Consider the following 24,699-nt stretch of genomic DNA (forward strand, 5'->3'; position numbering starts at 1 on the left):
CAAGATTCGGCTTTCCGGTACGGCGACTGGAAGACCATGAAGCTGCGCGACCTCTTAAGCAATGACGCCGCGATCGAGCCCGCCGTCGCGGCGCTCGAGGCGACGGGCATTGCGCTCGACAGCCGCGTGGTCAAGGCCGGCGATCTCTTCTTCGCACTCGCGGGCAGCAAGACGGACGGGGCGCGCTTCATCGACGCTGCGGCGACCGCAGGCGCCGTGGCCGTCGTCGGTGACCATGCGCCTGATACGAGCAGGGTGCCGTTCATCACTGTCGCCAATCCGCGCCGCGCGCTGGCATTGGCCGCTGCAAAATTCTTCCCATCGCAGCCCGCGACCATCGCCGCGGTGACCGGCACCAGCGGCAAGACCTCGGTCGCAGCCTTCACGCGCCAGATCTGGGAACGGCTGGGGCACGCCTCCGCCAGCATCGGCACCATCGGCCTCGTCTCGCCCAAGCGCACCGTCTATGGCTCGCTGACCACGCCGGATCCGATTGCGCTGCACCGGCAGCTCGACGAGATCGCGCGCGAGGGCGTGACGCACCTTGCTTTCGAAGCGTCCTCGCACGGGCTCGATCAGTATCGGCTCGACGGCGTGCGCGTCTCCGCCGGCGGCTTCACCAATCTGTCGCGCGACCACATGGATTATCATCCGACCGTCGCGCATTATCTTGCGGCGAAACTCCGCCTGTTCCGGGAACTCGTTGCTCCGGGCGGCCCGGCGGTGGTCTCGGCCGATCATGATTGCTCGGCGGAAGCGATCGATGCTGCGAAGGCACGCGCCCTGCGCGTGATCGCGGTCGGCCGCAACAGCGACGGGGCAGGCGACGGCATTCGTCTCGCCGACGCCAAGGTCGAAGGATTTTCGCAGGTGCTCGCGCTCGAGCATCACGGTAAGCGCTATGTCGTCCGGCTGCCGCTGGTTGGCGAATTCCAGATCGAGAACGCTCTAGTGTCGGCCGGCCTTGCGATCGGTACCGGCAGCGATGCCGCCAATGTGTTCGCAAGCCTCGAACATCTCGAAGGCGCCAAGGGCCGGCTCGAGCGCGTCGGCGAGCGCAATGGCGCGCCGATCTTCGTCGACTACGCGCACAAGCCCGATGCGCTGGCCAAGGCGCTGCAGGCGCTGCGACCCTACGCGAAACGAAAGCTGGTCGTCGTGTTCGGCGCCGGCGGTGACCGCGATGCCGGCAAGCGTCCGATCATGGGCGAGATCGCGGCCGAGAATGCCGACGGCGTCATCATCACCGACGACAATCCGCGCAGCGAGAAGCCCGAAACCATTCGCGCCGAAATCCTCGCCACCGCAAAAGGCGCCCGCGAGATCGGCGACCGTGCCGCGGCAATCCGAACCGCGATCGAGGAACTACAGGAAGGCGATGCACTGCTCGTCGCCGGCAAGGGACACGAGACCGGACAGATCGTCGGCGGCCAAGTGCTGCCCTTCAGTGATCACGAGGCGGTCGCCGCCGCATTAGCGTCGAGGACAGCATGAGCGCGCCGATATGGACGGTTGGCGAAGTCGCGCGCGCACTGGGCGCTGCCGGATCATTCCCGGACACGCCGATTGATTTCGTCACCCAGGACAGCCGCCTGGTGAAACCGGGCAGCCTGTTCGTGGCGCTGAGCGGCACGCCGAGCGGCGGCTTCATCTCGGCCTTCGCCAGCGCGCGTGACGGCTGGGAGTTCGCGGACAAGGCCGAGGCTTCCGGTGCGGTCGCGATGATCGTGCCGCACGAGATCGCGGGCATCCGCATCCCCCAGATCGTCGTCAAGGACACGCTGATCGACGGCCTCTGGGGCCTCGCACGCGCCGCCCGCGCCCGCTTCCGCGGGCCTGTGATCGGGCTCACCGGCAGCGCGGGCAAGACCAGCACCAAGGAATTTCTGGCGGCCTATCCGAACGCCTATGCAAGTCCGTCCAGCTTCAACAATTTCTGGGGCGTGCCGCTGACGCTGTGCAATGCCAGGCCCGACGCAAGTCTCTGGGTCGTCGAGATGGGCATGAACCAGCAAGGCGAGATCGCGCGGCTCAGCGAACTGACGCGGCCCACCGTTGCACTCGTCGTCAACGTCCAGCCCGTTCATCTGGAGAAGCTCGGTTCGCTCGAAGCCATCCGCCGCGAGAAGGTGTCGATCGCGCTCGGCCTGCCCGAGGACGGCGTGCTGGTGCTGCCGGCCGGGCTGAAGGCATCCGAATGGAAGGGCAAGGTGGTGCGCTTCGGCGAGCATGCCGAGGTGCATGAGGTCACGCACGCGCCGCATGGCGAGAGCTGGCAGGTCGTGGCCATGATCGGCAAGAAGCAGATCGCCTTCAGCCTGACGCCGGGCGCGCCGCACCGCGTGCAGAACGCGCTGGCCGCGCTCGCCGCCATCCGCGCCGCGAGCCTCGATGCGGCGACGCTGGCGATCAAGCTCGACCGGGTCGGCATCATGACCGGCCGCGGCGTCGAGCAGGCGGTCGGCGGTATCACCGTGATCGACGACAGTTTCAACGGCAATCCGGCCAGCGTCGCCGCTGCGCTGCAAAGCCTCCAGGCGCGCAATGTGACCGGCGGCCGCCGCGTTGCGGTGCTCGGTGACATGCTGGAACTCGGCGATGATGCACCGGGGTATCACACCGGCCTTGCCAAGCATCTCGACGGTATCGACGGGATCTACTGCGTCGGCCCTCTGATGCGCCACCTCTATGACGTGCTCCCGGCCGGCAAGGGCCTCGGCTGGCACGGCGATCCCGCCACGCTGAAGCCGAGTGAGGTCGCGAACCTGCTGAAGGCAGGCGACGTCGTGGTTGTCAAGGGCAGCAAGAAGATGTTCTGGGTCAACAAGTTTGTGCCGGGCCTGGTGGCCGCCTTGCAGGCAAAGGCGTAAACTGCTTGGAAGGCGCCGTTCCCGAATCCCACCCTTTGCGGCGCGAAGCCGTCCGGTTTCCCGGAGGTCGCGCGACCCATGATGAAGACCAGCGAATGCGCGTAAGGCACGTTGAGGCCAAGATAAAGACCAAGATCAAGGCCGAGACCGCGTATGCAAAGGCGCCATAGGACCGTCTGAATGTTTTACTGGCTGATCGAGCTCTCCAACACATTTCCGGGCTTCGGTGCCGTTCGCACCTTCCTGAACGTCTTCCGCTACATAACCTTCCGCACCGGCGGCGCCGTCGTCACCGGCGCGCTGTTCGTGTTCCTGTTCGGGCCCTGGATCATCGATCATCTGCGGATCCGCCAGGGCAAGGGTCAGCCGATCCGGACCGACGGCCCGCAATCGCATCTCGCCAAGAAGGGCACGCCCACCATGGGCGGGCTGATGATCCTGTCCGGCCTCACGGTCGGCACGGTGCTGTGGGCCAATCCGCTTAACCCCTATGTCTGGATCGTGCTGGCGGTGACGCTCGGCTTCGGCTTCGTTGGCTTCTATGACGATTACCTCAAGGTGACCAAGCAGACCACGACCGGGTTCGGCAGCAAGCTTCGCCTGCTGATCGAGGCGGCGATCGCGCTGGTGGCCTGCTACGCGCTGGTGCGGCTGAACCGCGATCCCGCATCGACCGCGCTGACGATCCCGTTCCTGAAGGACACCGTGCTGCATTTCGGCTGGTTCTTCGTCATCTTCGGCGCCTTCGTCATCGTCGGCTCCGGCAACGCGGTGAACCTCACCGACGGGCTCGACGGCCTCGCCATTGTGCCGGTGATGATCGCGACAGCGAGCTTCGCGATGATCGCCTATCTCGCCGGCAACGCCGTGTTCGCCGAATATCTGCAGATCAAATATGTCGCCGGCACCGGCGAGCTCGCGGTGCTCTGCGGCGCGTTATTGGGCGCCGGCCTCGGCTTCCTCTGGTTCAACGCGCCGCCGGCCTCGATCTTCATGGGCGACACCGGCTCGCTCGCGCTCGGTGGCATGCTCGGCGCCATCGCGGTCGCGGTGAAGCACGAGATCGTGCTCGCGGTGATCGGCGGCCTGTTCGTGCTGGAGGCGGTCTCCGTCATCGTGCAGGTGGTCTCGTTCAAGCTCACGGGCAAGCGTATCTTCCGGATGGCGCCGATCCATCACCATTTCGAGCAGCTCGGCTGGACCGAGCCGCAGATCGTGATCCGCTTCTGGATCATCTCGGTGATGCTGGCGCTGGCCGGTCTCTCCACCCTGAAGCTGCGGTGATGGTACCGCGATGATCCCGGTCACATCCTTCGCCGGCAAGACCGTCGCGGTGTTCGGCCTCGGCGGCTCGGGGCTTGCCTCCTGCCACGCCTTGAAGGCCGGCGGCGCCGAGGTGATCGCCGCCGACGACAATGCGGACAACGTAGCCAAGGCCGCGCAGGCCGGCTTCATCACCGCCGATTTGCGCAACGTGTCCTGGGCGAATTTTGCCGCGCTCGTGCTCGCGCCCGGCGTGCCGCTGACTCATCCGGTGCCGCACTGGAGCGTGCTGAAGGCGCGCGAGGCAGGTTGCGAGGTAATCGGCGACATCGAGCTGTTCTGCCGTGAGCGGCGGCGCCATGCGCCGGATGCGCCGTTCGTCGCCATCACCGGCACCAATGGCAAGTCGACCACGACGGCGCTGATTGCGCATCTGACGAAAGTCGCCGGCTACGACACCCAGATGGGCGGCAATATCGGCACCGCGATCCTGTCGCTGGAGCCGCCGCGCATGGGCCGCGTCCACGTCATCGAGATGTCGTCCTACCAGATCGACCTCACGCCCTCGCTCGATCCCTCCGTCGGCATCCTGCTCAATGTCAGCGAGGACCACATCGATCGCCACGGCACCATCGCGCACTACGCCGCGGTGAAGGAGCGTTTGGTTGCCGGCGTGCAGGCCGGCGGCACCGCGATCGTCGGCGTCGATGACGGCTTCTGCCGCGACATCGCCGATCGGCTCGACCGCGCCGGCAAGACCGTGGTGCGGATCTCCGTCAAGAACCCGCTGGCTTCAGGCATTCATGTCGAGCACGGCAATATCGTGCGCACCGCGGGCGGCGCCCGCAGCGAGATCGCAAAGCTCGGCGGCATCGGTTCGCTGCGCGGCCAGCACAATGCGCAGAACGCGGCCTGCGCCTCCGCCGCCGCGCTCGCGATGGGCATCCGCCAGGACGTGCTGCAGAATGGCCTGCGCAGCTTTCCAGGCCTTGCGCACCGCATGGAGCAGGTCGGCCGCCGCGGCAACGTGCTGTTCGTCAACGATTCCAAGGGCACCAATGCGGATGCCACGGCGCACGCGCTGTCGTCTTTCGCTGACATCTTCTGGATCGCCGGCGGCAAGCCCAAGGCCGGTGGCATCACTGGCCTGACCGGCTTCTTCCCACGCATCCGCAAGGCCTATCTGATTGGGGAGGCCGCGCAGGAGTTTTCGGGAACGCTGGGCAGCGAGGTTGCGCACGAGATCAGCCAGACGCTGGACGTTGCCGTCGAGCACGCCGCGCGCGATGCGGAAGCGTCGGCTCTTGCCGACGCGGTCGTGCTGCTCTCGCCGGCCTGCGCTTCCTTCGACCAGTACCGCAATTTCGAGATCCGCGGCACCAGGTTCCGCGACCTGGTTCAGGCGCTGCCGGGCGTGAAGCCGGTGGTGTGAGGATGTCGCGGCGACGCTGGATCGGGATCGCCGTCGCTGCTCTTGCTGTTCCGGTCGTCGCGGGTTTTGTCTTCGTTGTTATCGTCGATAATGTCATGAGCGGATTCGGTGCATGCCGCGTCGTTCGCCAGCGCGCCTTCGCCTCGCCAAGCGGTAGCCAGTTGGTCGTCGTGGTCTGGAAGTCGTGCGGAGCGACGGTACCCGACAGCACGCAAGCCAGCATCGTGGCGCGCGGCCGGACGTTCTCGCCTGAGAGCACGCCGACCTTTCTCAGTGTGCGCGAGCACCAGGATGTTAGCGTTGCCTGGCGTAGCGAGCATGCCGTCAGGATCGGGTCCATTTCGGGGACAGTCCAGATTTACAAACGCGACCAACGCGTGGGGGATGTCACGATCAATTACGAGTAGGCCTCTCGTGTCCCGGACGCGGTGCGGCACGAAGTGACGCTCCGCAGAGCCGGGACCCAGGAGCCGCTGGGCCCCGGCTCTGCAGCGCACCACGCCGCGAAGAGGCGGCGCGCTGCGCTGCGTCCGGGGCACGAGACTGTGCACAACTTCATCCACTTCCTTAACCCTGCGGTAACCAACCTCGGCGACCAATGGACGGACCTCTGTCCGAAAGCGGCCGCCCATGCTCTCCCGTGAAGAACGCACCCCCTTTTCCGAGTGGTGGTGGACCGTCGACAAGCCGCTGATGGGCGCCATCCTGGCGCTGATGCTGACCGGGGTGATCCTGTCGCTGGCGGCAAGTCCGCCGGTTGCGACCCGCATCGGGCTCGATCCCTTCCATTTCTTCAGTCGTCACGTGCTGTTCCTGCTGCCGTCCTGCCTGGTGCTGCTCGGGGTGTCCTTCCTGTCGCCGCGCGCAATCCGCCGCTCGGCCCTGATCATCTTCGCGGCGAGCATCATCCTGATCGTGCTCACGCTCGCCATCGGCCCGGAGGTGAAGGGCTCGCGGCGCTGGATCACGCTGCTCGGCGTCAACATCCAGGCCTCCGAAATCGCAAAGCCGTCGTTCGTCGTGATCGCCGCCTGGCTGTTCGCGGAATCGACCAAGCGGCCGGAGATGCCGGCGACCTCGATGGCGCTGGTGCTGCTCATGATGCTGGTCGCGCTGCTGGTGATGGAGCCGGATTTCGGCCAGACCATGCTGATCCTGATGGTGTGGGGCTCGCTGTTCTTCATCGCGGGCATGCGGATGATCTGGGTGTTTGGCCTCGCGGGTCTCGGTGCGGCCGGCCTGTTCAGCGCCTATCTCTTTGTTCCTCACGTGGCCGGACGCATCAAACGCTTCATGAACCCGGCCTCGGGCGACACGTTCCAGGTCGATACCGCCATGGAAGCCTTCTACAATGGCGGCTGGTTCGGGCTCGGACCGGGCGAGGGCATCGCCAAGCGCAGCCTGCCGGACAGTCACACCGACTTCGTGTTCGCGGTTGCCGCTGAAGAGTTCGGCATCATCCTGTGCCTGGCGATGCTGACGCTGTTCGCCTTCGTCGTCATCCGCACGCTGTCGCGCGCCTATGCCAATGAGGACATGTTCTCGCGCTTTGCCGCGTCCGGACTTGCCATCCTGTTCGGCGTGCAGGCCGCGATCAACATGTCGGTGAACCTGCAGCTGATCCCCGCCAAGGGCATGACGCTGCCGTTCATCTCCTACGGCGGCTCCTCGATCGTGTCGCTCGCCTATGGCGTCGGCATGATGCTGGCGCTGACGCGGCTTCGCCCGCGCACCGAGGTCGAAGCCAGCGGCCACGCCGACGCGATGCGGAGTTACGCCTAGCCGCTCTCGTGTCCCGGACAAGCGCAGCGCAGAGCCGGGACACAGCATGCCGCAACCATTGGGCCCCGGTTCAGCAGCGCACCACGTCGCCCAGAGCGACGCGCTGCGCTGCGCCCGCGGCGCGAACACCTTGTGTTGCCGCGCTCGCAATGGCGAAAAAGTCCCTGTAAAACCTTCCACCATGGACAATTTCCCCCTGATTCTTCTCGCCGCAGGCGGCACCGGCGGCCATCTGTTTCCGGCCGAGGCACTCGGCGTCGAATTGATCCGGCGCGGCTTTCGCGTCCGCCTCGTCACCGACGAGCGCGCGCTCCGTTACAGCGGGCTGTTCACCAAGGACATGATCGACGTTGTCGCGAGCGAGACCGCGCGCGGCCGCAATCCGCTCCAGCTCGCCTATGCCGGGCTCACGCTCGCTGCCGGCACGCTGTCCGCCTACGCCCTGATCAAGCGCTTGAAGCCGGTCGCCGTCGTCGGCTTCGGCGGCTATCCGACGCTGCCGCCGCTGGTCGCTGCGAAATTCGCCGGCGTACCCGGCATCATCCACGACGCCAACGCAGTGCTCGGCCGCGCCAACCGGTTCCTCTCGAGCCGCGTACGCGCTATCGCGACGTCGCTGCCCGGCGTGCTTGACCGCGATCCGGCACTCTCCGGCAAGACCACGACGGTCGGCACGCCGATGCGCCCGGCGGTGCTCGCCGCGGCTGCCGTGCCTTACGCCACGCCCGAGGTGAACGGCCCGCTGCGGCTGCTCGTCGTCGGCGGCAGCCAGGGCGCGCGGATAATGGCCGACATCGTGCCCGGTGCGATCGAGCGGCTCGAGCCTGCGCTGTGGGGCCGGCTCATCCTGACCCAGCAGGTGCGGGACGAGGACATGGCGCGTGTGCGCGCGGTCTATGACAAGCTCAAGATCAAGGTGGAGCTGGCGCCGTTCTTCACCGATTTGCCGGCACGGCTTGCCTCCAATCATCTCGTGGTATCGCGCTCCGGCGCCGGCACGGTGGCCGAGCTCGCGGCGATCGGCCGGCCCTCGATCCTGGTGCCGCTGCCCGGCTCGATCGACCAGGACCAGTTCGCCAATGCCGGCGTGCTGGTCAAGGTCGACGGCGCGATCCGCATCCCACAGACCGAGTTCACCTCCGACCGGTTGGCATCCGAAATCTCCGCCTTCGCCGCCGAGCCCGCGCGCCTCGCCGCTATGGCCGAGGCCGCCCGCGGCGCCGGCCGGCTCGACGCCGCCGAGCGACTGGCCGATCTGGTGGTCAAAGTCGCGGGAATCTGACGCGAAAAAGCCCTTGTCTTCGCCTTCTAAAGCGGGGCATCCAGTAGGAAAGGCGCGCGGCTGATTTGGCCGTGACCTTCGCCAGATGCCGCCTCCGCAAGGCGGCGAGGTCAGGGAACAGAGCATGAGACTGCCGCGCGAGATCGGACCCATCCACTTCGTCGGGATCGGCGGGATCGGCATGAGCGGGATCGCCGAGGTGCTGGTCAATCTCGGCTATGCCGTGCAGGGCTCGGACGCCTCCGACAATTACAATCTCGACCGTCTCCGCAAGAAGGGCGCAAAAGTCTCGGTCGGTCACAAGGCCGAGAATGTCGACGGTGCCGAGGTCGTGGTCGTGTCCACCGCGATCAAGCGCGACAATCCGGAATTGATGGCGGCGCGCGAGCGCCGCATTCCCGTGGTGCGCCGCGCCGAGATGCTCGCCGAGCTGATGCGGCTGAAGAGCTGCGTCGCGATCGCCGGCACCCATGGCAAGACCACGACGACCACGATGGTCGCGACGCTGCTCGATGCCGGCGGGCTCGATCCCACTGTGATCAACGGCGGCATCATCAATGCCTATGGCTCCAACGCGCGCCTTGGCGCGGGCGACTGGATGGTGGTGGAAGCCGACGAGAGCGACGGCACGTTCCTGAAGCTGCCGACCGATGTCGCGATCGTCACCAATGTCGACCCCGAGCATCTCGATCACTTCAAGACGTTCGAGGCCGTGCAGGACGCCTTCCGTCATTTCGTCGAGAACCTGCCGTTCTACGGCTTTGCCGTGATGTGCATCGATCATCCCGTGGTGCAGAGCCTCGTCGGCAAGATCGAGGACCGCCGCATCATCACTTATGGCGAGAATCCGCAGGCCGATGCGCGGCTCGTCGATCTGACCCCCATGGGCGGCGGATCGAAGTTCAAGGTCGCGTTCCGCGATCGCAAGACCGGCGCCGTGCACGAGATTCCGGATTTGATGCTGCCGATGCCGGGCCGCCACAACGCCTCCAATGCGACGGCGGCGATTGCTGTCGCGCGCGAGCTCGGCATCTCCGACGAAGCGATCCGCAAGGCGATCGCCGGCTTCGGCGGCGTCAAGCGCCGTTTCACCAAGACCGGCGAATGGAACGGCGTCACCGTGATCGACGATTACGGCCATCACCCCGTCGAGATCGCGGCGGTGCTGAAGGCGGCGCGGGAATCCACCAACGGCAAGATCATCGCCGTGGTGCAGCCGCATCGCTACACCCGCCTGCAATCGCTGTTCGAGGAATTCTGCACCTGTTTCAACGATGCCGATGCGGTCGTTGTCGCCGACGTCTATGCTGCCGGCGAAGCGCCGATCGACGGCATCGACCGCGATCATTTCGTCACGGGCCTGCGCGCCCACGGCCACCGCGAGGTGATCCCGCTGCCGGCCGCGCCAGAGCTCGCGGGCATCGTCAAGGGATTGGCGAAGTCCGGCGATCTCGTCGTGTGCCTTGGCGCCGGTAACATCACGCAATGGGCATATGCGCTGCCGGACCAACTGAAGGCGCTGGGGTAGGGCAGTGGGATTCCCCGATATCACTCCCGATCTCAAAGCAGCGATGCCGGAGCTGCGCGGTCGGCTGCTCGCCAATCAGTCACTGGCCGAGCTGACCTGGTTTCGCGTCGGCGGCCCGGCCCAGGTGCTGTTCACGCCGGCGGATGAGGACGATCTCGCTTACTTCCTCGCGCATCTTTCTCCCGACGTTCCCGTCTATATCGTCGGGGTCGGCTCCAATCTGATCGTGCGCGACGGCGGCATTGCGGGTGTCGTGATCCGGCTGGCGCCGCGCGCCTTCGGCGAGGCCAGCGCCAGCGGCGATGTCGTCACTGCCGGTGCTGCTGCGCTCGACAAGCGCGTGGCGGAGGTTGCCGCGTCGGCCAATATCGGCGGACTCGAATTCTACTTCGGCATTCCCGGCACCATCGGCGGCGCGCTGCGCATGAATGCCGGCGCCAATGGCGGCGAGACCAAGGACGTATTGATCGAGGCGCGAGGTGTGGCGCGCGACGGCACCAAGCACGTCTTCTCCAACGCCGACATGAAATTTGTCTACCGCAACAGCGGCCTCGATCCCTCCATCATCTTCACCTCCGCGCGCTTTCGCGGCGAGATCAGGGACGCGGAAGCGATCCGCGCGCGCATGGCGGAGGTACAGACCCATCGCGAGACCGCGCAGCCGATCCGCGAAAAGACCGGCGGCTCGACCTTCAAGAATCCGCCCGGCCATTCCGCCTGGAAGCTGGTCGACGCCGCCGGCTGCCGCGGTTTGCGCGTCGGCGGCGCGCAGGTCTCCGAGATGCACTGCAATTTCCTGATCAACACGGGCGATGCCACGGCGCACGACATCGAGACGCTGGGCGAGACCGTGCGCGAACGCGTGAAGGCAAATTCCGGGATTGAGCTACACTGGGAAATCAAGCGGATCGGGGTTTCATGATCCCTGTCATTCCGGGATGCGCCGTTAGGCGCAGGCCCGGAATCCATAACCCCAGGCTGTGGTTATGGATTCCTGGCTCGCGACTTCGTCGCGCCCCGGAATGACGAACTGGAGAGATTGCAGGCTATGACCATGCGCATCACCATCCTCTTCGGCGGCTCCAACCGCGAGCGCCTGGTTTCGGTCGCCTCGGCCCAGGCCCTGCATCAGGCATTGCCCGAGGCCGATCTGTGGTGGTGGGACGTCGAGGACAAGGTACACACCGTCCAGTCGAAGCAGTTGCTCGAACATGAGCGCCCCTTCGAGGACGAGTTCTTGCCCGGAACGCGCGGCATCCCGCTTGCGCAGGCGCTCGACCAGGCCAAGGCCGAGGATCGGGTGCTGGTGCTCGGCCTGCATGGCGGGCGCGCCGAGAACGGCGAATTGCAGGTGATGTGCGAAGCGCGCGGCGTACCCTTCACCGGCTCCGGCTCGGCCTCCTCGCATCTGGCCTTCGACAAGATCGCGGCCAAGCATTTCGCCGCGCTCGGTGGCGTGACGCCGCCGGCAAACATTGCGCTCGACGACATCGACGAGGCCTTCGCCGAATATGGCAAGCTGATCGCGAAGCCGGCGCGCGACGGATCGAGCTACGGCCTGATCTTCGTCAATGCCAAGCAGGATCTCGTCGCCGTCCGCAATGCGGCGAAGCACGAAGAGTACGTCATCGAGCCCTACATCGCCGGCATCGAGGCGACCTGCGGCGTGCTGGAGCGCACTGATGGTTCGATCATGTCGCTGCCGCCGATCGAGATCATTCCGGGCGAGGGCAGTTTCGATTACGCTGCAAAATATCTCCTGAAGTCGACCCAGGAGATCTGCCCCGGTCGTTTCGCGCCCGAGATCACCGCGGCGCTGAAGGCGCAGGCGATGTCGGCGCACCGCGCGATGTCCTGCGCCGGCTATTCCCGGTCGGACTTCATCGTCTCGGACAAGGGCCTCATCTATCTCGAGACCAACACGCTGCCCGGGCTGACCAAGTCCTCGCTCTACCCCAAGGCGCTGAAAGCCGAGGGCATCGAATTCGTCGACTTCCTGCGCGGCCTGGTGGAGCTCGCTGGGCGGCGCGTGCGGAAATAATTAGGACTGGTTAACGGCCGAATCGGCGAAACGGGCCGGTTTGGGGTCCAAAACCGGTAAAATGCCGGACATCGCGGCATAAATGCCTCACATCGCGGGGCAAAATGCGCCGGACGTTAACGAACTTTACCTTTTGTTTACCAGGACGTCCGAAGGTTAACGCTGGCGGCGCATATGGCGCTTTGGCTGCCGGCGCGTGAGCTGTCGGGGGTGATGTCACCTCCAGCGAACGCTTTGATGGGGAGAGGCTTCTTCTGCTGAAGACCAGCACCCGGCCCGGCACGTCGAAGACGTCATGTTCGCCAGGATCCGCGCGATGTCGCGGGCAAACTGTTGACGAGCTCGTGCAATGGATGGAGCAGGAAGCCTCACCCGGTCGCTTTTCAGATCGCTGAGGCCCCAAGCTGACCTGAAAGCGGCCGCTGTCGGAGCGGTCGTGCTTCTGCGCGAGTGGCTGCAGGACAAGCGGCAGGAAAGACTTCACGCCGCGCGTGCTGCCGCCAAGATCAAGGCCAAGGCCATCGTCGAGCGTGAGCCGCCGCCGCGCGTGGTCGCGCTGATCGAGCGCTATCTGCCGCGCCGGGTCGGGATCAGCATGACCGTGCTGCTTTTGATCGGCAGCTGCGGTTTCGGCATCGTCAAGGGCGGCCATCTCCAGGATTTCATCACCGCGGTCAGCGATGCCCGCAACGCGCTGGCCAATTCCGCCGGCTTCCGCATCACCTCCGTCGTGATCAACGGCCGCAAGCAGCTCACCCAGGACGAGATCCTGGCCATTGGCGGCGTCAGCGGCCGTTCCTCGCTGCTGTTCCTCGATGCTGACGCGGTGCGCGACAAGCTCAAGGCCAATCCGTGGATCGCCGATGCGACCGTGCTGAAGCTTTATCCGGGCCAGCTGATGATCGAGCTCACCGAGCGCAAGGCATTCGCGCTGTGGCAGGAGGCGGGCCGGCTCTCGGTCATCGCCGATGACGGCGCCGTGCTCGAACCCTACGTTTCTCGGCGCTTCCTGTCGCTGCCGCTCGTGGTCGGCAAGGGCGCCGAGACCCAGGCCCGCGATTTCCTCGCGCTGCTGGCGCGCTATCCGCAGGTCAACTCGATCACCAAGGCCGCGATCTTCGTCGGCGAGCGGCGCTGGAACCTGAGGCTCAAGGACGGTCTCGATATCCGTCTGCCCGAGCAGGACGTCGGCAACGCGCTGGCGATGCTGTCCAAGCTCGACAAGGAGGACAGGCTGTTCTCGCGCGACATCGTCGCCATCGACATGCGCCTGCCTGATCGTCTGGTGGTGCAGCTGTCCGAGGACGCCGCCAAGGCGCGCGAGGAGCTGTTCAAGGACAAGAAGAAAAAGAAGGCCGGGGATTCCGCATGACCGGTCTTGATCGCACCCAGACGCCGAAGACGCGCCCGATGCCGCACAAGCGCGGCGGCCTCGTCGCCTGTCTCGACATCGGCACCAGCAAGATCGCCTGCATGATTGCGCGGCTGAAGCCGTCGCCGCCGAGCGAGGCGCTGCGCGGCCGCACCCATGCGGTGGAACTGATCGGTTACAGCCAGATCCAGTCGCGCGGGATGAAGGCCGGCGCGGTGATCGACCTTACCGAATGCGAGCAGGCCGTGCGCCAGGCCGTCGCGCTCGCGGAGAAAATGGCCAAGGTGCGGGTCGAGTCCGTGCTGCTCTCGGTCTCCGGCGGCCGGCTTTCCGGCCAGCTGGTCGAAGCCGCCGCAGATATCCGTGGTGGCGCGGTGACGCAGGCCGATGTCAGCCGCGTCACCTCGACCGGCATGCGTCACGCCACCGGCGAAGGCCGCACCGTGCTGCACGCGCTGCCGGTCGGCTACACACTCGACGGCGTCAAAGGCATCCGCGACGCCCGCGGCATGGTTGCCCATCAATTCGGTGTCGACATGAACGTCGTGACCTGCGACGCCACCGTGGCGCGGAACCTGATGCTGGCGGTCGAACGCTGCCACATCAATGTCGAAGCCATGGCGGCGAGCCCATATGTCGCCGGGCTGTCGGTGCTGACCGACGACGAGGCCGATCTGGGAGCTGCCGTCGTCGAGATGGGCGCGGGCACCACCACGATCGCGGTCTATTCCGGCGGCCGTTTCGTTCATGCGGCGGGTTTTGCGGTCGGCGGGCAACACATCACGATGGATCTGGCGCGCGGACTCTCCGCGACCATTGCCGATGCCGAGCGAATCAAGACGTTATACGGGACCGTCATCACCGGCGGATCGGACTCGCGTGAGCTGATGTCTGTGCCGACAGCCGGTGACGAGCAGGATCTGCCGCAGATCGTCTCCCGCGCCACCATCGCCAACATCGTCAAGCACCGTGCCGAGGAAGTCTTCGAAATGGTTCGGGACAAGCTGAAGGATTCGCCCTTCGCCTCAGAGCCCAACGGCCGGGTCGTGCTCTCGGGCGGCGCCTCGCAGCTGACCGGCCTCGTCGAACTCGGCACCCAGATTCTCGGCCGGCCCGTGCGGGTCGGACGTCCGCTCGGCTTCGGCCGGCTGCCCAACGAGGCGAAGAACGCCGCGTTCGCGGTGCCGGCCGGACTTCTCGTCTACCCGCAATATGTTCACCACGAACATGTCGAACCGCGGCATACGCGGCAGCAGGTCAAGACAGGGACCGGCGGTTATTTCGGAAAGGTCGGACGATGGCTACGCGAGGGCTTCTGATGATTCCTTTCCGCAATTCCCGACTTTCACCAACTCCCGCGGCCGCCGGCCGGGGCGAACCCACGCGCACGTGATCGAGAGGCAAACATGACCATCAGCATCAACGTTCCTGATATTCACGAGTTGAAGCCCCGGATCACCGTGTTCGGCGTCGGCGGCGCCGGTGGCAACGCCGTCAACAACATGATCACGGCGGGCCTTCAGGGCGTCGACTTCGTGGTCGCCAACACCGACGCGCAGGCGCTGACGATGTCGAAGGCGCAGCGCATCGTGCAGATGGGCACGGCGGTCACGCAAGGCCTCGGCGCCGGCTCGCAGCCGAACGTCGGCGCGGCGGCGGCGGAAGAGGTGATCGACGAGCTGCGCGACCATCTCTCGGGTGCCAACATGGTGTTCGTCACCGCGGGCATGGGCGGCGGCACCGGTACCGGTGCAGCTCCCGTGATCGCCAAGACCGCGCGCGACATGGGCATCCTCACCGTCGGCGTCGTGACCAAGCCCTTCCACTTCGAGGGCGGCCGCCGCATGCGCACGGCCGAAGCCGGCATCAACGAGCTTCACAAGGTCGTGGATACGCTCCTGATCATCCCGAACCAGAACCTGTTCCGGGTCGCCAACGAGAAGACCACCTTCGCCGACGCCTTCGCGATGGCCGACCAGGTGCTCTACTCGGGCGTTGCCTGCATCACCGACCTGATGGTCAAGGAAGGCCTGATCAACCTCGACTTCGCCGACGTCCGCGCCGTCATGCGTGAGATGGGCAAGGCGATGATGGGCACCGGCGAAGCCTCCGGCGACAAGCGCGCGCTGACTGCCGCCGAAGCCGCGATCGCCAACCCGCTGATCGACGATAGCTCGATGAAGGGCGCCAAGGGCCTCCTCATCTCCATCACCGGCGGCAAGGATCTCACCCTGTTCGAGGTCGACGAAGCCGCGACCCGTATCCGCGAGGAAGTCGACCAGGACGCCAACATCATCGTCGGCGCCACCTTCGACGAAGCCCTCGACGGCCTGATCCGCGTCTCGGTCGTTGCAACCGGCATCGAGCAGGCCGCGATCGCCCGCAACAGCCAGGCGACCTCCGCTCCGGTTGCGAACGCGGCGCCGCAGGCGCAGCAGGCTCCCGCAGCTCCGGCCGTCGCCGCCGAGAGCCGTCTTGCCGACCTGACCGCGCGGCTCCGCGCCGACAATCAGCGTATGGCTGAGCGCGCCCAGAAGCTGGAAGGCCAGATTCCGGCCGCAGCCCCGGTCGCTGCCGCGCCGATGGCGCCCCGTCCGAATGTCGAGCGCGCCGCGCTCGCCGCCATCGCCGCCGCCGTTGCGGAGGTCCCGCAGGCGCCCGCGCCGATGCAGACCTATGGCGACGTCACCGTTCGCCCGATCGCGCAGAAGCCGACGCTGTTTCCAGAGCCCGACATGGCCCCGGTCGCGATGCAGGAGCCAATGACGCCGGAAAACTTCATTCCGCCGCAGGCCGAGCGTGCGCCGGCCCGTGCGCCGCGGATGCCGCGCCTCGATGAGCTGCCGATGCCGGCCCAGGCCGAGATTCGCCAGGCCCGCGGCGAGGTCGAGGAGGAGACCCCGCAGAAGACCCGCCTGTCGCTGCTGCAGCGCCTCGCCAATGTCGGCCTCGGCCGTCGCGACGAGGAAAGCGAGCCGCCGGTCGCGGCCCGCACCGCCGGTCCCGCGATGCCGCCGCTGCCCGAGCGTCGGCAGCAGAAGACGGTGGCGCAGCAGATCGCATCGAGCGAGCCGGTATCGGAGTATGCCCGTCGTCCCGCGCCGCAAGGGCTGGACATGCACGGCCGTCCGGCGCCTGTTGCGCCGGCGCCACAGGGTGACGACCATCTTGATATCCCGGCGTTCCTGCGGCGGCAGGCGACCTGAGGATTGTTACAATAAGGCAGACGAAAAAAGGTCCCGGCAACAAGCTTGCCGGGACCTTTCCTTTTGTCCCGTGGATGTCCGGATTGCGCAGGCAAGCAACTGATTTTAAATAATTAATTACGTGTTTGGGTGTTCAGTCAAACTGCCGGAAGCGACCTAAAACCTCGGCGCAATTTGGTTAAGCCTTGGCGCGAATACGGCAGGTTTGGGGTAACAATCGGTAAAAAAGCGTGAGTTGGCGCTGTTTGAGGCAGTGACTATGGTTTGCCGTGACTTGGGGATACGGATTCGCAGGAGCTCGGCACTGGCCGGCCAAGTGAGTCCAGTATAAGTCGCAGTGGGTCGTAGTGGGGCGGGTTCCTGATGAAATTTAGCCGGCAAACAACGCTTCGTGCGCAAGCCTCCGTGGCAGGCGTGGGCGTTCATTCCGGTCTTCCCGTCACTCTCACCCTTGGGCCTGCGCCTGTCGACGCGGGTTTTATTTTTGTCCGCACCGGCCTCGAGGGAAGTGATCGCGAAGTTCAGGCGACCGCCGAGCAGGTGATCGCGACCGACTTCGCCACCGTCCTCGGCGATCGCAACGGTCCGCTGGTGTCCACCGCCGAGCATGTGCTTGCTGCACTGCGGGGTATGGGTGTCGACAACGCCACCATCGAGATCGATGGTCCCGAAGTGCCGATCATGGACGGCAGCGCCGCGGCCTTCATTGCGGCGATCGACCAGGCCGGCATCGTGACCCAGCCCGCACAGCGCCGCTTCATTCAGGTTTTGAAGCCGATCTCGGTCAAGATCGGCGACTCCTTCGGCGAGATCAGGCCCTATGCCAACGGGTTCTGCGTCGAGGTCGAGATCGATTTCACCAATCCCGTCATCGGCCAGCAGAGCTACGCCTTCGACCTCAATCCGGAGCGTTTCCGCCGCGAAGTCGGCCGGGCCCGGACCTTCGGTCTGATGAGCGACGTGGCGCGGCTCTGGAGCGCGGGCTATGCCCTCGGCGCCTCCTTCGACAACACCGTCGTGTTCGACGACGAGCGGCTGCTCAACACCGAGGGCCTGCGCTACGCCGATGAATGCGCCCGCCACAAGGTGCTGGACGTGATCGGCGACCTGTCGCTGGCCGGCCTGCCGCTGCTTGGCGCCTACCGCTCGGTGCGTGGCGGCCACAAGCTCAACCACGCTGTCCTGACCGCGCTGCTCGCCGACCGTACCGCCTGGCGGGTGGTCGAGGGCGAGGCGGCCCGCCGCACCACGCGTCCTGTGGGCGAGGTCGGTCGCGGTATCGTCGGCGGCCGGATCGCTGCGGCCTACGGGCCGGACGTGTCCTGAACAGAGCTATTGCCGCGAGCCTCTGGCAGCGGCTTACCCCGGGAAACTCCTGGTAACCACGATCGGCTAGGATTGCGGCACGTTCGCCTTAATCCGGGCGAAATGCCTGCCTATCCGGTTGGTTAAAGATCGCTTTTCGGATACATCGGCGTGGTCGCATGGCAGGCACCACGGTTACATTTCGCGCCCATGACGGGGTTCATGGGCTGGCGGCACCGCATCACAGGGCGTCAGGGCTTAAACTCATGTCGGCACAGCGTATGACGCGCGGATATTTCTCGGTCTCGTCGCGAGCCCGCGGGCTGCTGCAGGCCGTCACCTTCATGATGCTCGCGCTGCCGCTGGCCGGCTGCGGCACCGGCTCGCTCTGGGACAAGTTCACCGCCAAGGACGACACCTTCGTCGAGGAGCCCGCCGACAAAATCTACAATGAGGGCCTGTACCTCATGAACGAGAAGAAGGACATGAAGGCGGCGAACAAGAAGTTCGAAGAGGTCGACCGCCAGCATCCTTATTCCGACTGGGCCCGCAAATCGCTGCTGATGTCGGCCTATGCGTCCTACCAGGGCGGCGACTTCGACGGCTGCATCGGCGCCGCCACCCGCTACGTCACGCTGCATCCCGGCAGCCCGGATGCTGCCTATGCGCAATATCTGATCGCCGCCTCCCATTACGACCAGATCCCGGACACCAGCCGCGACCAGGCCCGCACCGAGAAGGCGATCGCCGCCCTTGAAGAGGTGGTGCGCAAATATCCGAACTCGGAATACGCGACATCAGCCAAGGCCAAGATCGAGGGTGCGCGCGACCAGCTTGCCGGCAAGGAAATGAATGTCGGCCGCTATTACGCGCAGAAGCGCGACTACACGGCTGCGATCAACCGCTACAAGACCGTCGTCACGCAGTATCAGACCACCCGCCATGTCGAGGAGGCGCTGTTCCGGCTGACCGAGGCCTATATGGCGATCGGCATCGTCGGCGAGGCGCAGACCGCGGCGGCCGTGCTTGGGCACAATTTTCCTGACAGCCGCTGGTACAAGGACGCCTATAATCTTGTAAAATCCGGCGGTCTCGAACCGAGCGAGAATCAGGGGTCTTGGATCAGCCGGACCTTCAAGAAGATGGGTCTCGGCTAGGAAATTTGGTTCCATGCTGGCGCGTCTGTCGATCCGTGACATCGTCCTGATCGAACGGCTCGATATCGAATTCGCCACCGGCCTCGCGGTTTTGACCGGCGAGACTGGTGCGGGCAAATCCATCCTGCTCGATGCCTTTGCGCTGGCACTCGGCGGCCGCGGCGACGCCGGCCTCGTGCGCCACGGCGTGGAGCAGGGGCAGGTGACTGCCGTGTTCGATGTCCCCAAGAATCACCCCGCGACGAAGATCCTTGCCGAGAACGGCCTCGACGACACCGGCGAGATGATTCTCCGCCGCGTGCAGCTCGCCGACGGCCGCACCCGGGCCTTCATCAACGACCAGTCGATCAGCGTGCAGACGCTGAAGGCGGTCGGCGCCGCCCTGGTCGAGATCCACGGCCAGCATGACGAGCGCGCGCTGGTCGACGCCGCCACCCACCGCCGCCTGCTCGACGCGTTCGCCGGCCTGGAGAAGGACGTTGCCGCAGTCGAATCGCTCTGGGACGCACGCCGCACCGCCAACACCGCGCTGGAGGAGCATCGCGCCGGCATGGAACGCGCCGCGCGCGAGGCCGACTATCTGCGTCACGCCTCCGCCGAGTTGAAGCAGCTAGCGCCCAAGGACGGCGAGGAAACCTCCCTCGCCAACCGCCGCACCACCATGATGCAGGGCGAGAAGATCGCTTCCGATTTGCGCGAGGCGCAGGAGGCTGTCGGTGGCCACCATTCGCCGGTCTCGACGCTGTCGGCGGCGGTACGCCGGCTAGAACGCCGCGGCGTCAATTCGCCCGCGCTGGTCGAGCCTGCCGTGAAGGCGATCGACATGGCGATCAACGCGCTGGAGGAAGCCGACCAGCATCTGCAGGCGGCACTCGCCGCGACCGATTTCGATCCGGCCGAGCTCGAACGCATCGAGGAGCGCCTGTTCGCGCTGAGGGCCGCCTCGCGCAAATATTCGACGCCGGTCGACGGGCTCGCCGCCCTGGCCGCCAAATACGCCGCCGATGTCGTGCTGATCGATGCTGGCGCCTCGCGGCTGAAAAAGTTGGAGCAGGCCGCGATCGAGGCAGATAGCCTCTATGCCGCCGCCGCCAAGAAGCTGTCGCTGGTTCGGCAGAAATCGGCGGAGAAGCTCAACAAGGCGGTCAACGCCGAGCTGGCGCCGCTCAAGCTCGAACGCGCCAGGTTCATGACCCAGGTCGCGACCGATGAGGCAGCTCCAGGCCCGCAAGGCTTCGACCGCGTCGAGTTCTGGGTGCAGACCAATCCGGGCACCAAGCCAGGACCGATGATGAAGGTCGCCTCCGGCGGCGAGCTGTCGCGCTTCCTGCTCGCGCTCAAGGTCGTGCTGTCCGACCGCGGCTCGGCGCCGACGCTGGTGTTCGACGAAATCGACACCGGCGTGGGCGGTGCGGTCGCCGACGCCATCGGCGGGCGCTTGGCGCGGCTTGCCGGCAAGGTGCAGGTGATGGCCGTGACCCACGCCCCGCAGGTCGCCGCCCGCGCCGACCAGCACCTCCTGATCTCCAAGGATGCCCTCGACAAGGGCAAGCGTGTCGCCACCCGCGTCAATGCGCTGGCCGCCGACCACCGCCGCGAGGAAATCGCCCGCATGCTGGCCGGCGCCGAGATCACGGCCGAGGCGAGGGCGGCGGCGGAGCGGCTGCTCAAGGCGGCCACGGCTTGATTGTGCGTCCGGGACGCGGCGCAGCGCGTAGCGCTGCTTCGCAGAGCCGGGACACGAGATTTCCACACGCCTTTACCGTGCTACCCGCTCCGTCGTATCCAAGCACCATGGCCAGAGCAGCAAAATCCAAAGCAACACCGCTTCGCGACGTCGCCGACCTCACCAAGGCCCAGGCCAAGGTCGAGCACATGCGGCTCGCGCTTGAGATCGAGGGGCATAACGAGCGCTACTATCAGGAGGACGCGCCCACCGTCACCGACGCCGAGTACGACGCGCTGCGCCAGCGCTTCAACGCGATCGAGAAGCGCTTTCCTGAATTCGTGACCGCGGAATCGCCCTCGCAGAAGGTCGGCGCGGCGCCGTCAGGCCGCTTCAAGAAGGTCCGGCATTCCGTTCCGATGCTGTCGCTCGACAACGCCTTTGCAGAAGAGGACGTGCGCGACTTCGTCGGCCGCATCGTGCGCTTCCTGAAGCTCGACGACGACAAGATCAATTTCTCCGCCGAGCCGAAGATCGACGGCCTCTCGATGTCGCTGCGCTACGAGGGCGGCGAGCTCGTCACCGCGGCGACGCGCGGCGACGGTGCGGTCGGCGAGGATGTCACCGCCAACATCCGCACGCTCGAAGACGTGCCGCAGAAGCTGAAAGGGCGCAACGTGCCCGACATCTGCGAGGTGCGCGGCGAGGTCTACATGACCAAAAAGGCGTTCCTCGCGCTCAACGAGCGGCAGAAGGCGGCCGGCGACACCATCTTTGCCAATCCGCGCAATTCGGCGGCCGGTTCGCTCCGGCAGAAGGACCCGACCATCACGGCCTCGCGCCCCCTCGGCTTCTTCGCCTATGCGTGGGGGCAGATGAGCGCGATGCCGGAAGGGACGCAGAGCGGCATGATCGGCTGGTTCGAGCGCTGCGGCTTCAAGACCAATCCGCTGACCAAGCTGTGCCACTCCGTCGAGGAGCTGGTCGCGTTCCACCAGAGCATCGAGGAAGAGCGCGCCGAGCTCGATTACGATATCGATGGCGTCGTCTACAAGGTCGATCGCATCGACTGGCAGGAGCGGCTCGGCTTCGTCTCGCGCACGCCGCGCTGGGGCATCGCGCACAAATTCCCGGCCGAGCGGGCCATGACTGTGCTGCGCGACATCGAGATTCAGGTTGGTCGCACCGGCTCGTTCACGCCGGTCGGCAAGCTCGAACCGGTCGGCGTCGGCGGCGTGATCGTGCAGAACGTCACGCTGCACAACGAGGACTATATCAAGGGCATCGGCAACAAGGGCGAGGTGCTGCGCGAGGGGCGCGACATCAGGATCGGCGACACCGTCGTGGTCCAGCGCGCCGGCGACGTGATCCCGCAGATCGTCGACGTCGTCCTCGACAAGCGGCCGAAGAGCGCCAAGGAATTCTCCTTCCCGAAGAAGTGCCCGTGCCCGCTGCACACCGACGTTGTCCGCGGCGCAACCGCCGCCGGCGAAGAGGAATCCCGTGCCCGCTGCAGCGGCGAGTTCGCCTGCCCCTATCAGAAGATCGAACACCTCAAGCTGTTCGTCTCGCGCCGTGCTTTCGACATCGACGGTTTAGGGGAGAAGCAGCTGCAGTATTTCTTCGACGAGGAATGGGTCAAGGAGCCCGCCGACATCTTCACGCTGGAGAAGCGCAACGCGAAGCTGAAGCTCGAGGAGATCGAGGGCTACGGTGCCACCTCGGTGCGCAACCTGTTCGGCGCCATCGAGAGTCGGCGCACAATCGCGCTCGAGCGCTTCATTTATGCGCTCGGCATGCGTCATGTCGGCGAGACCACGGCGCTGGCGCTGGCACGCGGCTACGGCTCGTGGGACGCCTTCCACGATGCCTGCCTCAAGGTCGCCAAGGGCGACGAGGAGGCGATGGCGGAGATGGACGCGCTCGACCAGATCGGCGACACCGTGATCAAGAGCATCGCCGATTATTTCGGCGAGAGCCACAACCGCGGCATCGTCGAGCGGCTGACCAAGGAGGTCGAGATCGTCGACGCCGAGAAGCCGAAGAGCAATTCGGCCGTCGCCGGCAAGACCGTGGTGTTCACAGGCTCGCTGGAGAAGTTGACGCGCGACGAAGCGAAGGCGACCGCGGAACGACTGGGTGCGAAAGTGTCCGGCTCGGTGTCGAAGAAGACCGATCTCGTCGTCGCCGGCCCCGGCGCGGGGTCGAAGCTGGCAGAGGCCAACAAGCATGGCGTCAAGGTGCTGACCGAGGACGAGTGGCTGACACTGATCGGGGAGTGAGGGTTCGCGCTTTGCGCCACACACTCCGCCGTCATTCCCCGCGAAGGTGGGGAATCCAGTACGCCCCAGCCTATGCGTATCCCCGCAGCGTCTCTGGAATACTGGATCCCCCGCCTTCGCGGGGGATGACACCGAATGCAGGGTGACGCCGTCGCACCCAGCGACAGCTACATCATCCCGCTCTCTTCCGCCTGCTCGATCAGAGCCTCACTCACCACCACTTCGCGGCGGGGGACGACGAAGATCATCACGCAGGCGCAGAGCAGCGAGATCGCGAGGACTGCGGCGGTGAGTGGCAGCGTCGTTGCGGAGTGGCCGCCGAGATAGGCGCCGAATTGCGACATCAGCGCGCCGATGCCCTGCTGGAGGAAGCCCATCGTGCCGGAAGCGGTGCCGGCGGCTTCGGGGCGGATGCTGATGGCGCCGGCGGCCGAATTCGCCATCACGAAGGCATTGCCGGCCATCACGATCATCTGCGTGCCGAACAGCCAGGCCGGGGCCTCGTTCCAGCCGATGATACTCCAGAGTAGGTTCGCAAGGCTGCCGGCGAGCTGGAGGGCGAGCCCGAACCAGATCAGTTTTTCCAGCGAATGCCGCGGCGCAAAGCGCACGCAGAGCAGATTTCCGACGAGAAACGCAAAGCCCGAGGTCGCAAACCAGGCGCCGTATTCGGCGCTGCTGCGGCCCATCTGCGTCACCACGATGTAGGGGCCGCCGCCGGCGAAGGTGAAGATGATCTGCGAGGCCAGCACCTGGCACATCACATAGCCGACGAAGGCGCGGTTGCGGATCAGGATGCCGACGTCGCCGCGGAAGCCGCTGCCGGCGGCGCGGCTGCGCCGCGTTTCAGGCAGCGCCACTGCGATGCCGACGGCGACAATGATCGCGGCGATGGTGATGGCGTAGAAGATCGCGCGCCAGCCGAACGCGGTCTCGATCAGGCCGCCGGTCAGCGGCGAAACCATCTGCCCGATCATCAGCGCCGCGACCACGAGGCTGATCATCGAGGCGACGCGGTCGCGCTCGTAGATGTCGCGGATGATGGCACGGCTGATCACCATGCCGGAGGCGCCGCCGAGCGCCTGGAAAAAGCGCGCGGCGATCAATTGCGGCAAGGTCTCGGCGAAGATGCACGCGACGCTGGCGACGACCATCAGCGCCAGCCCTCCGAGCAGCACCGGGCGCCGGCCGAACTTGTCCGACAGCGGTCCCATGGTGAGCTGCGACAGCGCGATGCCGACCATGTAGAGCGACACCGTCATCTGCGCGATCGAGATGTCGCTGCCGAAATTCGTCGCCAGCACCGGCAGTGCCGGAACCAGGATGTAGAGCGAGATCGGCGCGATCCCGGTCATCACGACCAGCAACAGCAGCACCAGGCGCGACGTCGCGAGGTTCGCCGCCGCTCCCGGCGGCTTGCTGATCATGCCGTGCATTGTGTCCGTCTTTCGAGTTCGAATCGACTGTAGCGCGCCCGCGCAAGACGGATATCGGTGTTTCGGAATGCGGCTAT

The 24,699-nt window shown here is 65.9% G+C and carries 18 protein-coding genes; 17 read left to right on the forward strand and 1 reads right to left on the reverse strand.

The window, feature by feature from the left end:
* Nucleotides 1–36 precede the first annotated feature (36 nt).
* The 17 genes from RAD10_RS12790 (at nt 37) to ligA (ending at nt 23,186) form a co-directional block, all read left to right on the forward strand.
* A complete protein-coding gene (locus tag RAD10_RS12790; protein WP_461617755.1) occupies nt 37–1,494 on the forward strand; it encodes a UDP-N-acetylmuramoyl-L-alanyl-D-glutamate--2,6-diaminopimelate ligase in 1,458 nt (485 codons plus the stop codon).
* Nucleotides 1,491–2,870 carry a UDP-N-acetylmuramoyl-tripeptide--D-alanyl-D-alanine ligase gene (locus RAD10_RS12795; RefSeq protein ID WP_461617756.1) on the forward strand — a complete coding sequence of 460 codons (1,380 nt, stop codon included), beginning with the start codon at nt 1,491–1,493 and terminating at the stop codon, nt 2,868–2,870. Before RAD10_RS12790 ends, RAD10_RS12795 begins: the two co-directional genes overlap by 4 nt.
* Before the next feature lie 180 nt (nt 2,871–3,050).
* Nucleotides 3,051–4,154: a phospho-N-acetylmuramoyl-pentapeptide-transferase gene (gene mraY / locus RAD10_RS12800; protein WP_018318673.1), complete on the forward strand. Its 1,104-nt coding sequence runs from the start codon at nt 3,051–3,053 to the stop codon at nt 4,152–4,154.
* A 10-nt stretch (nt 4,155–4,164) separates the two neighbouring features.
* Nucleotides 4,165–5,565 carry a UDP-N-acetylmuramoyl-L-alanine--D-glutamate ligase gene (gene murD, locus RAD10_RS12805; protein WP_461617757.1) on the forward strand — a complete coding sequence of 467 codons (1,401 nt, stop codon included), beginning with the start codon at nt 4,165–4,167 and terminating at the stop codon, nt 5,563–5,565.
* Nucleotides 5,566–5,567: 2 nt separating this feature from the next.
* Complete coding sequence (locus RAD10_RS12810; protein WP_461617758.1) at nt 5,568–5,972, forward strand: hypothetical protein; 405 nt, start codon at nt 5,568–5,570, stop codon at nt 5,970–5,972.
* A gap of 223 nt (nt 5,973–6,195) precedes the next feature.
* On the forward strand, nt 6,196–7,347 hold the full coding sequence (ftsW, locus tag RAD10_RS12815; protein WP_018318676.1) for a putative lipid II flippase FtsW: 1,152 nt from the start codon (nt 6,196–6,198) through the stop codon (nt 7,345–7,347).
* 181 nt (nt 7,348–7,528) lie between these two features.
* Nucleotides 7,529–8,629: an undecaprenyldiphospho-muramoylpentapeptide beta-N-acetylglucosaminyltransferase gene (gene murG, locus RAD10_RS12820; protein WP_461617759.1), complete on the forward strand. Its 1,101-nt coding sequence runs from the start codon at nt 7,529–7,531 to the stop codon at nt 8,627–8,629.
* 124 nt (nt 8,630–8,753) lie between these two features.
* A complete protein-coding gene (murC, locus tag RAD10_RS12825; protein WP_461617760.1) occupies nt 8,754–10,157 on the forward strand; it encodes a UDP-N-acetylmuramate--L-alanine ligase in 1,404 nt (467 codons plus the stop codon).
* A gap of 4 nt (nt 10,158–10,161) precedes the next feature.
* Nucleotides 10,162–11,079 carry a UDP-N-acetylmuramate dehydrogenase gene (gene murB, locus RAD10_RS12830; RefSeq protein WP_461617761.1) on the forward strand — a complete coding sequence of 306 codons (918 nt, stop codon included), beginning with the start codon at nt 10,162–10,164 and terminating at the stop codon, nt 11,077–11,079.
* 132 nt (nt 11,080–11,211) lie between these two features.
* On the forward strand, nt 11,212–12,198 hold the full coding sequence (locus tag RAD10_RS12835; RefSeq protein ID WP_461617899.1) for a D-alanine--D-alanine ligase family protein: 987 nt from the start codon (nt 11,212–11,214) through the stop codon (nt 12,196–12,198).
* A 349-nt stretch (nt 12,199–12,547) separates the two neighbouring features.
* The gene (locus tag RAD10_RS12840; RefSeq protein WP_461617762.1) at nt 12,548–13,570 is read left to right on the forward strand and encodes a cell division protein FtsQ/DivIB; all 1,023 of its coding nucleotides are present in this window, start codon (nt 12,548–12,550) and stop codon (nt 13,568–13,570) included.
* Nucleotides 13,567–14,889 carry a cell division protein FtsA gene (gene ftsA / locus RAD10_RS12845; RefSeq protein WP_461617763.1) on the forward strand — a complete coding sequence of 441 codons (1,323 nt, stop codon included), beginning with the start codon at nt 13,567–13,569 and terminating at the stop codon, nt 14,887–14,889. Before RAD10_RS12840 ends, ftsA begins: the two co-directional genes overlap by 4 nt.
* An 87-nt stretch (nt 14,890–14,976) precedes the next feature.
* Nucleotides 14,977–16,776, forward strand: a complete 1,800-nt coding sequence (gene ftsZ, locus RAD10_RS12850) for a cell division protein FtsZ (protein WP_461617764.1) — start codon at nt 14,977–14,979, stop codon at nt 16,774–16,776.
* 363 nt (nt 16,777–17,139) lie between these two features.
* Entirely contained in the window at nt 17,140–18,102 is a 963-nt protein-coding gene (gene lpxC, locus RAD10_RS12855) for a UDP-3-O-acyl-N-acetylglucosamine deacetylase (RefSeq protein ID WP_092253452.1), read from the forward strand.
* A 245-nt stretch (nt 18,103–18,347) separates the two neighbouring features.
* Nucleotides 18,348–19,238 (forward strand): outer membrane protein assembly factor BamD, encoded by an 891-nt coding sequence (locus RAD10_RS12860; protein ID WP_461617765.1) that lies wholly within the window; start codon nt 18,348–18,350, stop codon nt 19,236–19,238.
* A gap of 13 nt (nt 19,239–19,251) precedes the next feature.
* Nucleotides 19,252–20,925 (forward strand): DNA repair protein RecN, encoded by a 1,674-nt coding sequence (recN, locus tag RAD10_RS12865; RefSeq protein ID WP_461617766.1) that lies wholly within the window; start codon nt 19,252–19,254, stop codon nt 20,923–20,925.
* 107 nt (nt 20,926–21,032) lie between these two features.
* A complete protein-coding gene (gene ligA / locus RAD10_RS12870; RefSeq protein WP_461617767.1) occupies nt 21,033–23,186 on the forward strand; it encodes an NAD-dependent DNA ligase LigA in 2,154 nt (717 codons plus the stop codon).
* A 167-nt stretch (nt 23,187–23,353) separates the two neighbouring features.
* Here the strand turns inward: ligA and RAD10_RS12875 are convergent, their stop codons facing one another.
* A complete protein-coding gene (locus RAD10_RS12875) occupies nt 23,354–24,622 on the reverse strand; it encodes a multidrug effflux MFS transporter (RefSeq protein ID WP_461617768.1) in 1,269 nt (422 codons plus the stop codon).
* Nucleotides 24,623–24,699: the final 77 nt, after the last annotated feature.

It is taken from the genome of Bradyrhizobium sp. 23AC (assembly GCF_054863025.1).

Bases quoted from the DNA above. Each gene is read 5' to 3' on its own strand.
- RAD10_RS12790 (WP_461617755.1), top strand. From the start codon at position 37: ATGAAGCTGCGCGACCTCTTAAGCAATGACGCCGCGATCGAGCCCGCC.
- RAD10_RS12795 (WP_461617756.1), top strand. From the start codon at position 1,491: ATGAGCGCGCCGATATGGACGGTTGGCGAAGTCGCGCGCGCACTGGGC.
- mraY (WP_018318673.1), top strand. From the start codon at position 3,051: ATGTTTTACTGGCTGATCGAGCTCTCCAACACATTTCCGGGCTTCGGT.
- murD (WP_461617757.1), top strand. From the start codon at position 4,165: ATGATCCCGGTCACATCCTTCGCCGGCAAGACCGTCGCGGTGTTCGGC.
- RAD10_RS12810 (WP_461617758.1), top strand. From the start codon at position 5,568: ATGTCGCGGCGACGCTGGATCGGGATCGCCGTCGCTGCTCTTGCTGTT.
- ftsW (WP_018318676.1), top strand. From the start codon at position 6,196: ATGCTCTCCCGTGAAGAACGCACCCCCTTTTCCGAGTGGTGGTGGACC.
- murG (WP_461617759.1), top strand. From the start codon at position 7,529: ATGGACAATTTCCCCCTGATTCTTCTCGCCGCAGGCGGCACCGGCGGC.
- murC (WP_461617760.1), top strand. From the start codon at position 8,754: ATGAGACTGCCGCGCGAGATCGGACCCATCCACTTCGTCGGGATCGGC.
- RAD10_RS12835 (WP_461617899.1), top strand. From the start codon at position 11,212: ATGCGCATCACCATCCTCTTCGGCGGCTCCAACCGCGAGCGCCTGGTT.
- RAD10_RS12840 (WP_461617762.1), top strand. From the start codon at position 12,548: ATGGATGGAGCAGGAAGCCTCACCCGGTCGCTTTTCAGATCGCTGAGG.
- ftsA (WP_461617763.1), top strand. From the start codon at position 13,567: ATGACCGGTCTTGATCGCACCCAGACGCCGAAGACGCGCCCGATGCCG.
- ftsZ (WP_461617764.1), top strand. From the start codon at position 14,977: ATGACCATCAGCATCAACGTTCCTGATATTCACGAGTTGAAGCCCCGG.
- lpxC (WP_092253452.1), top strand. From the start codon at position 17,140: ATGAAATTTAGCCGGCAAACAACGCTTCGTGCGCAAGCCTCCGTGGCA.
- RAD10_RS12860 (WP_461617765.1), top strand. From the start codon at position 18,348: ATGTCGGCACAGCGTATGACGCGCGGATATTTCTCGGTCTCGTCGCGA.
- recN (WP_461617766.1), top strand. From the start codon at position 19,252: ATGCTGGCGCGTCTGTCGATCCGTGACATCGTCCTGATCGAACGGCTC.
- ligA (WP_461617767.1), top strand. From the start codon at position 21,033: ATGGCCAGAGCAGCAAAATCCAAAGCAACACCGCTTCGCGACGTCGCC.
- RAD10_RS12875 (WP_461617768.1), bottom strand. From the start codon at position 24,622: ATGCACGGCATGATCAGCAAGCCGCCGGGAGCGGCGGCGAACCTCGCG.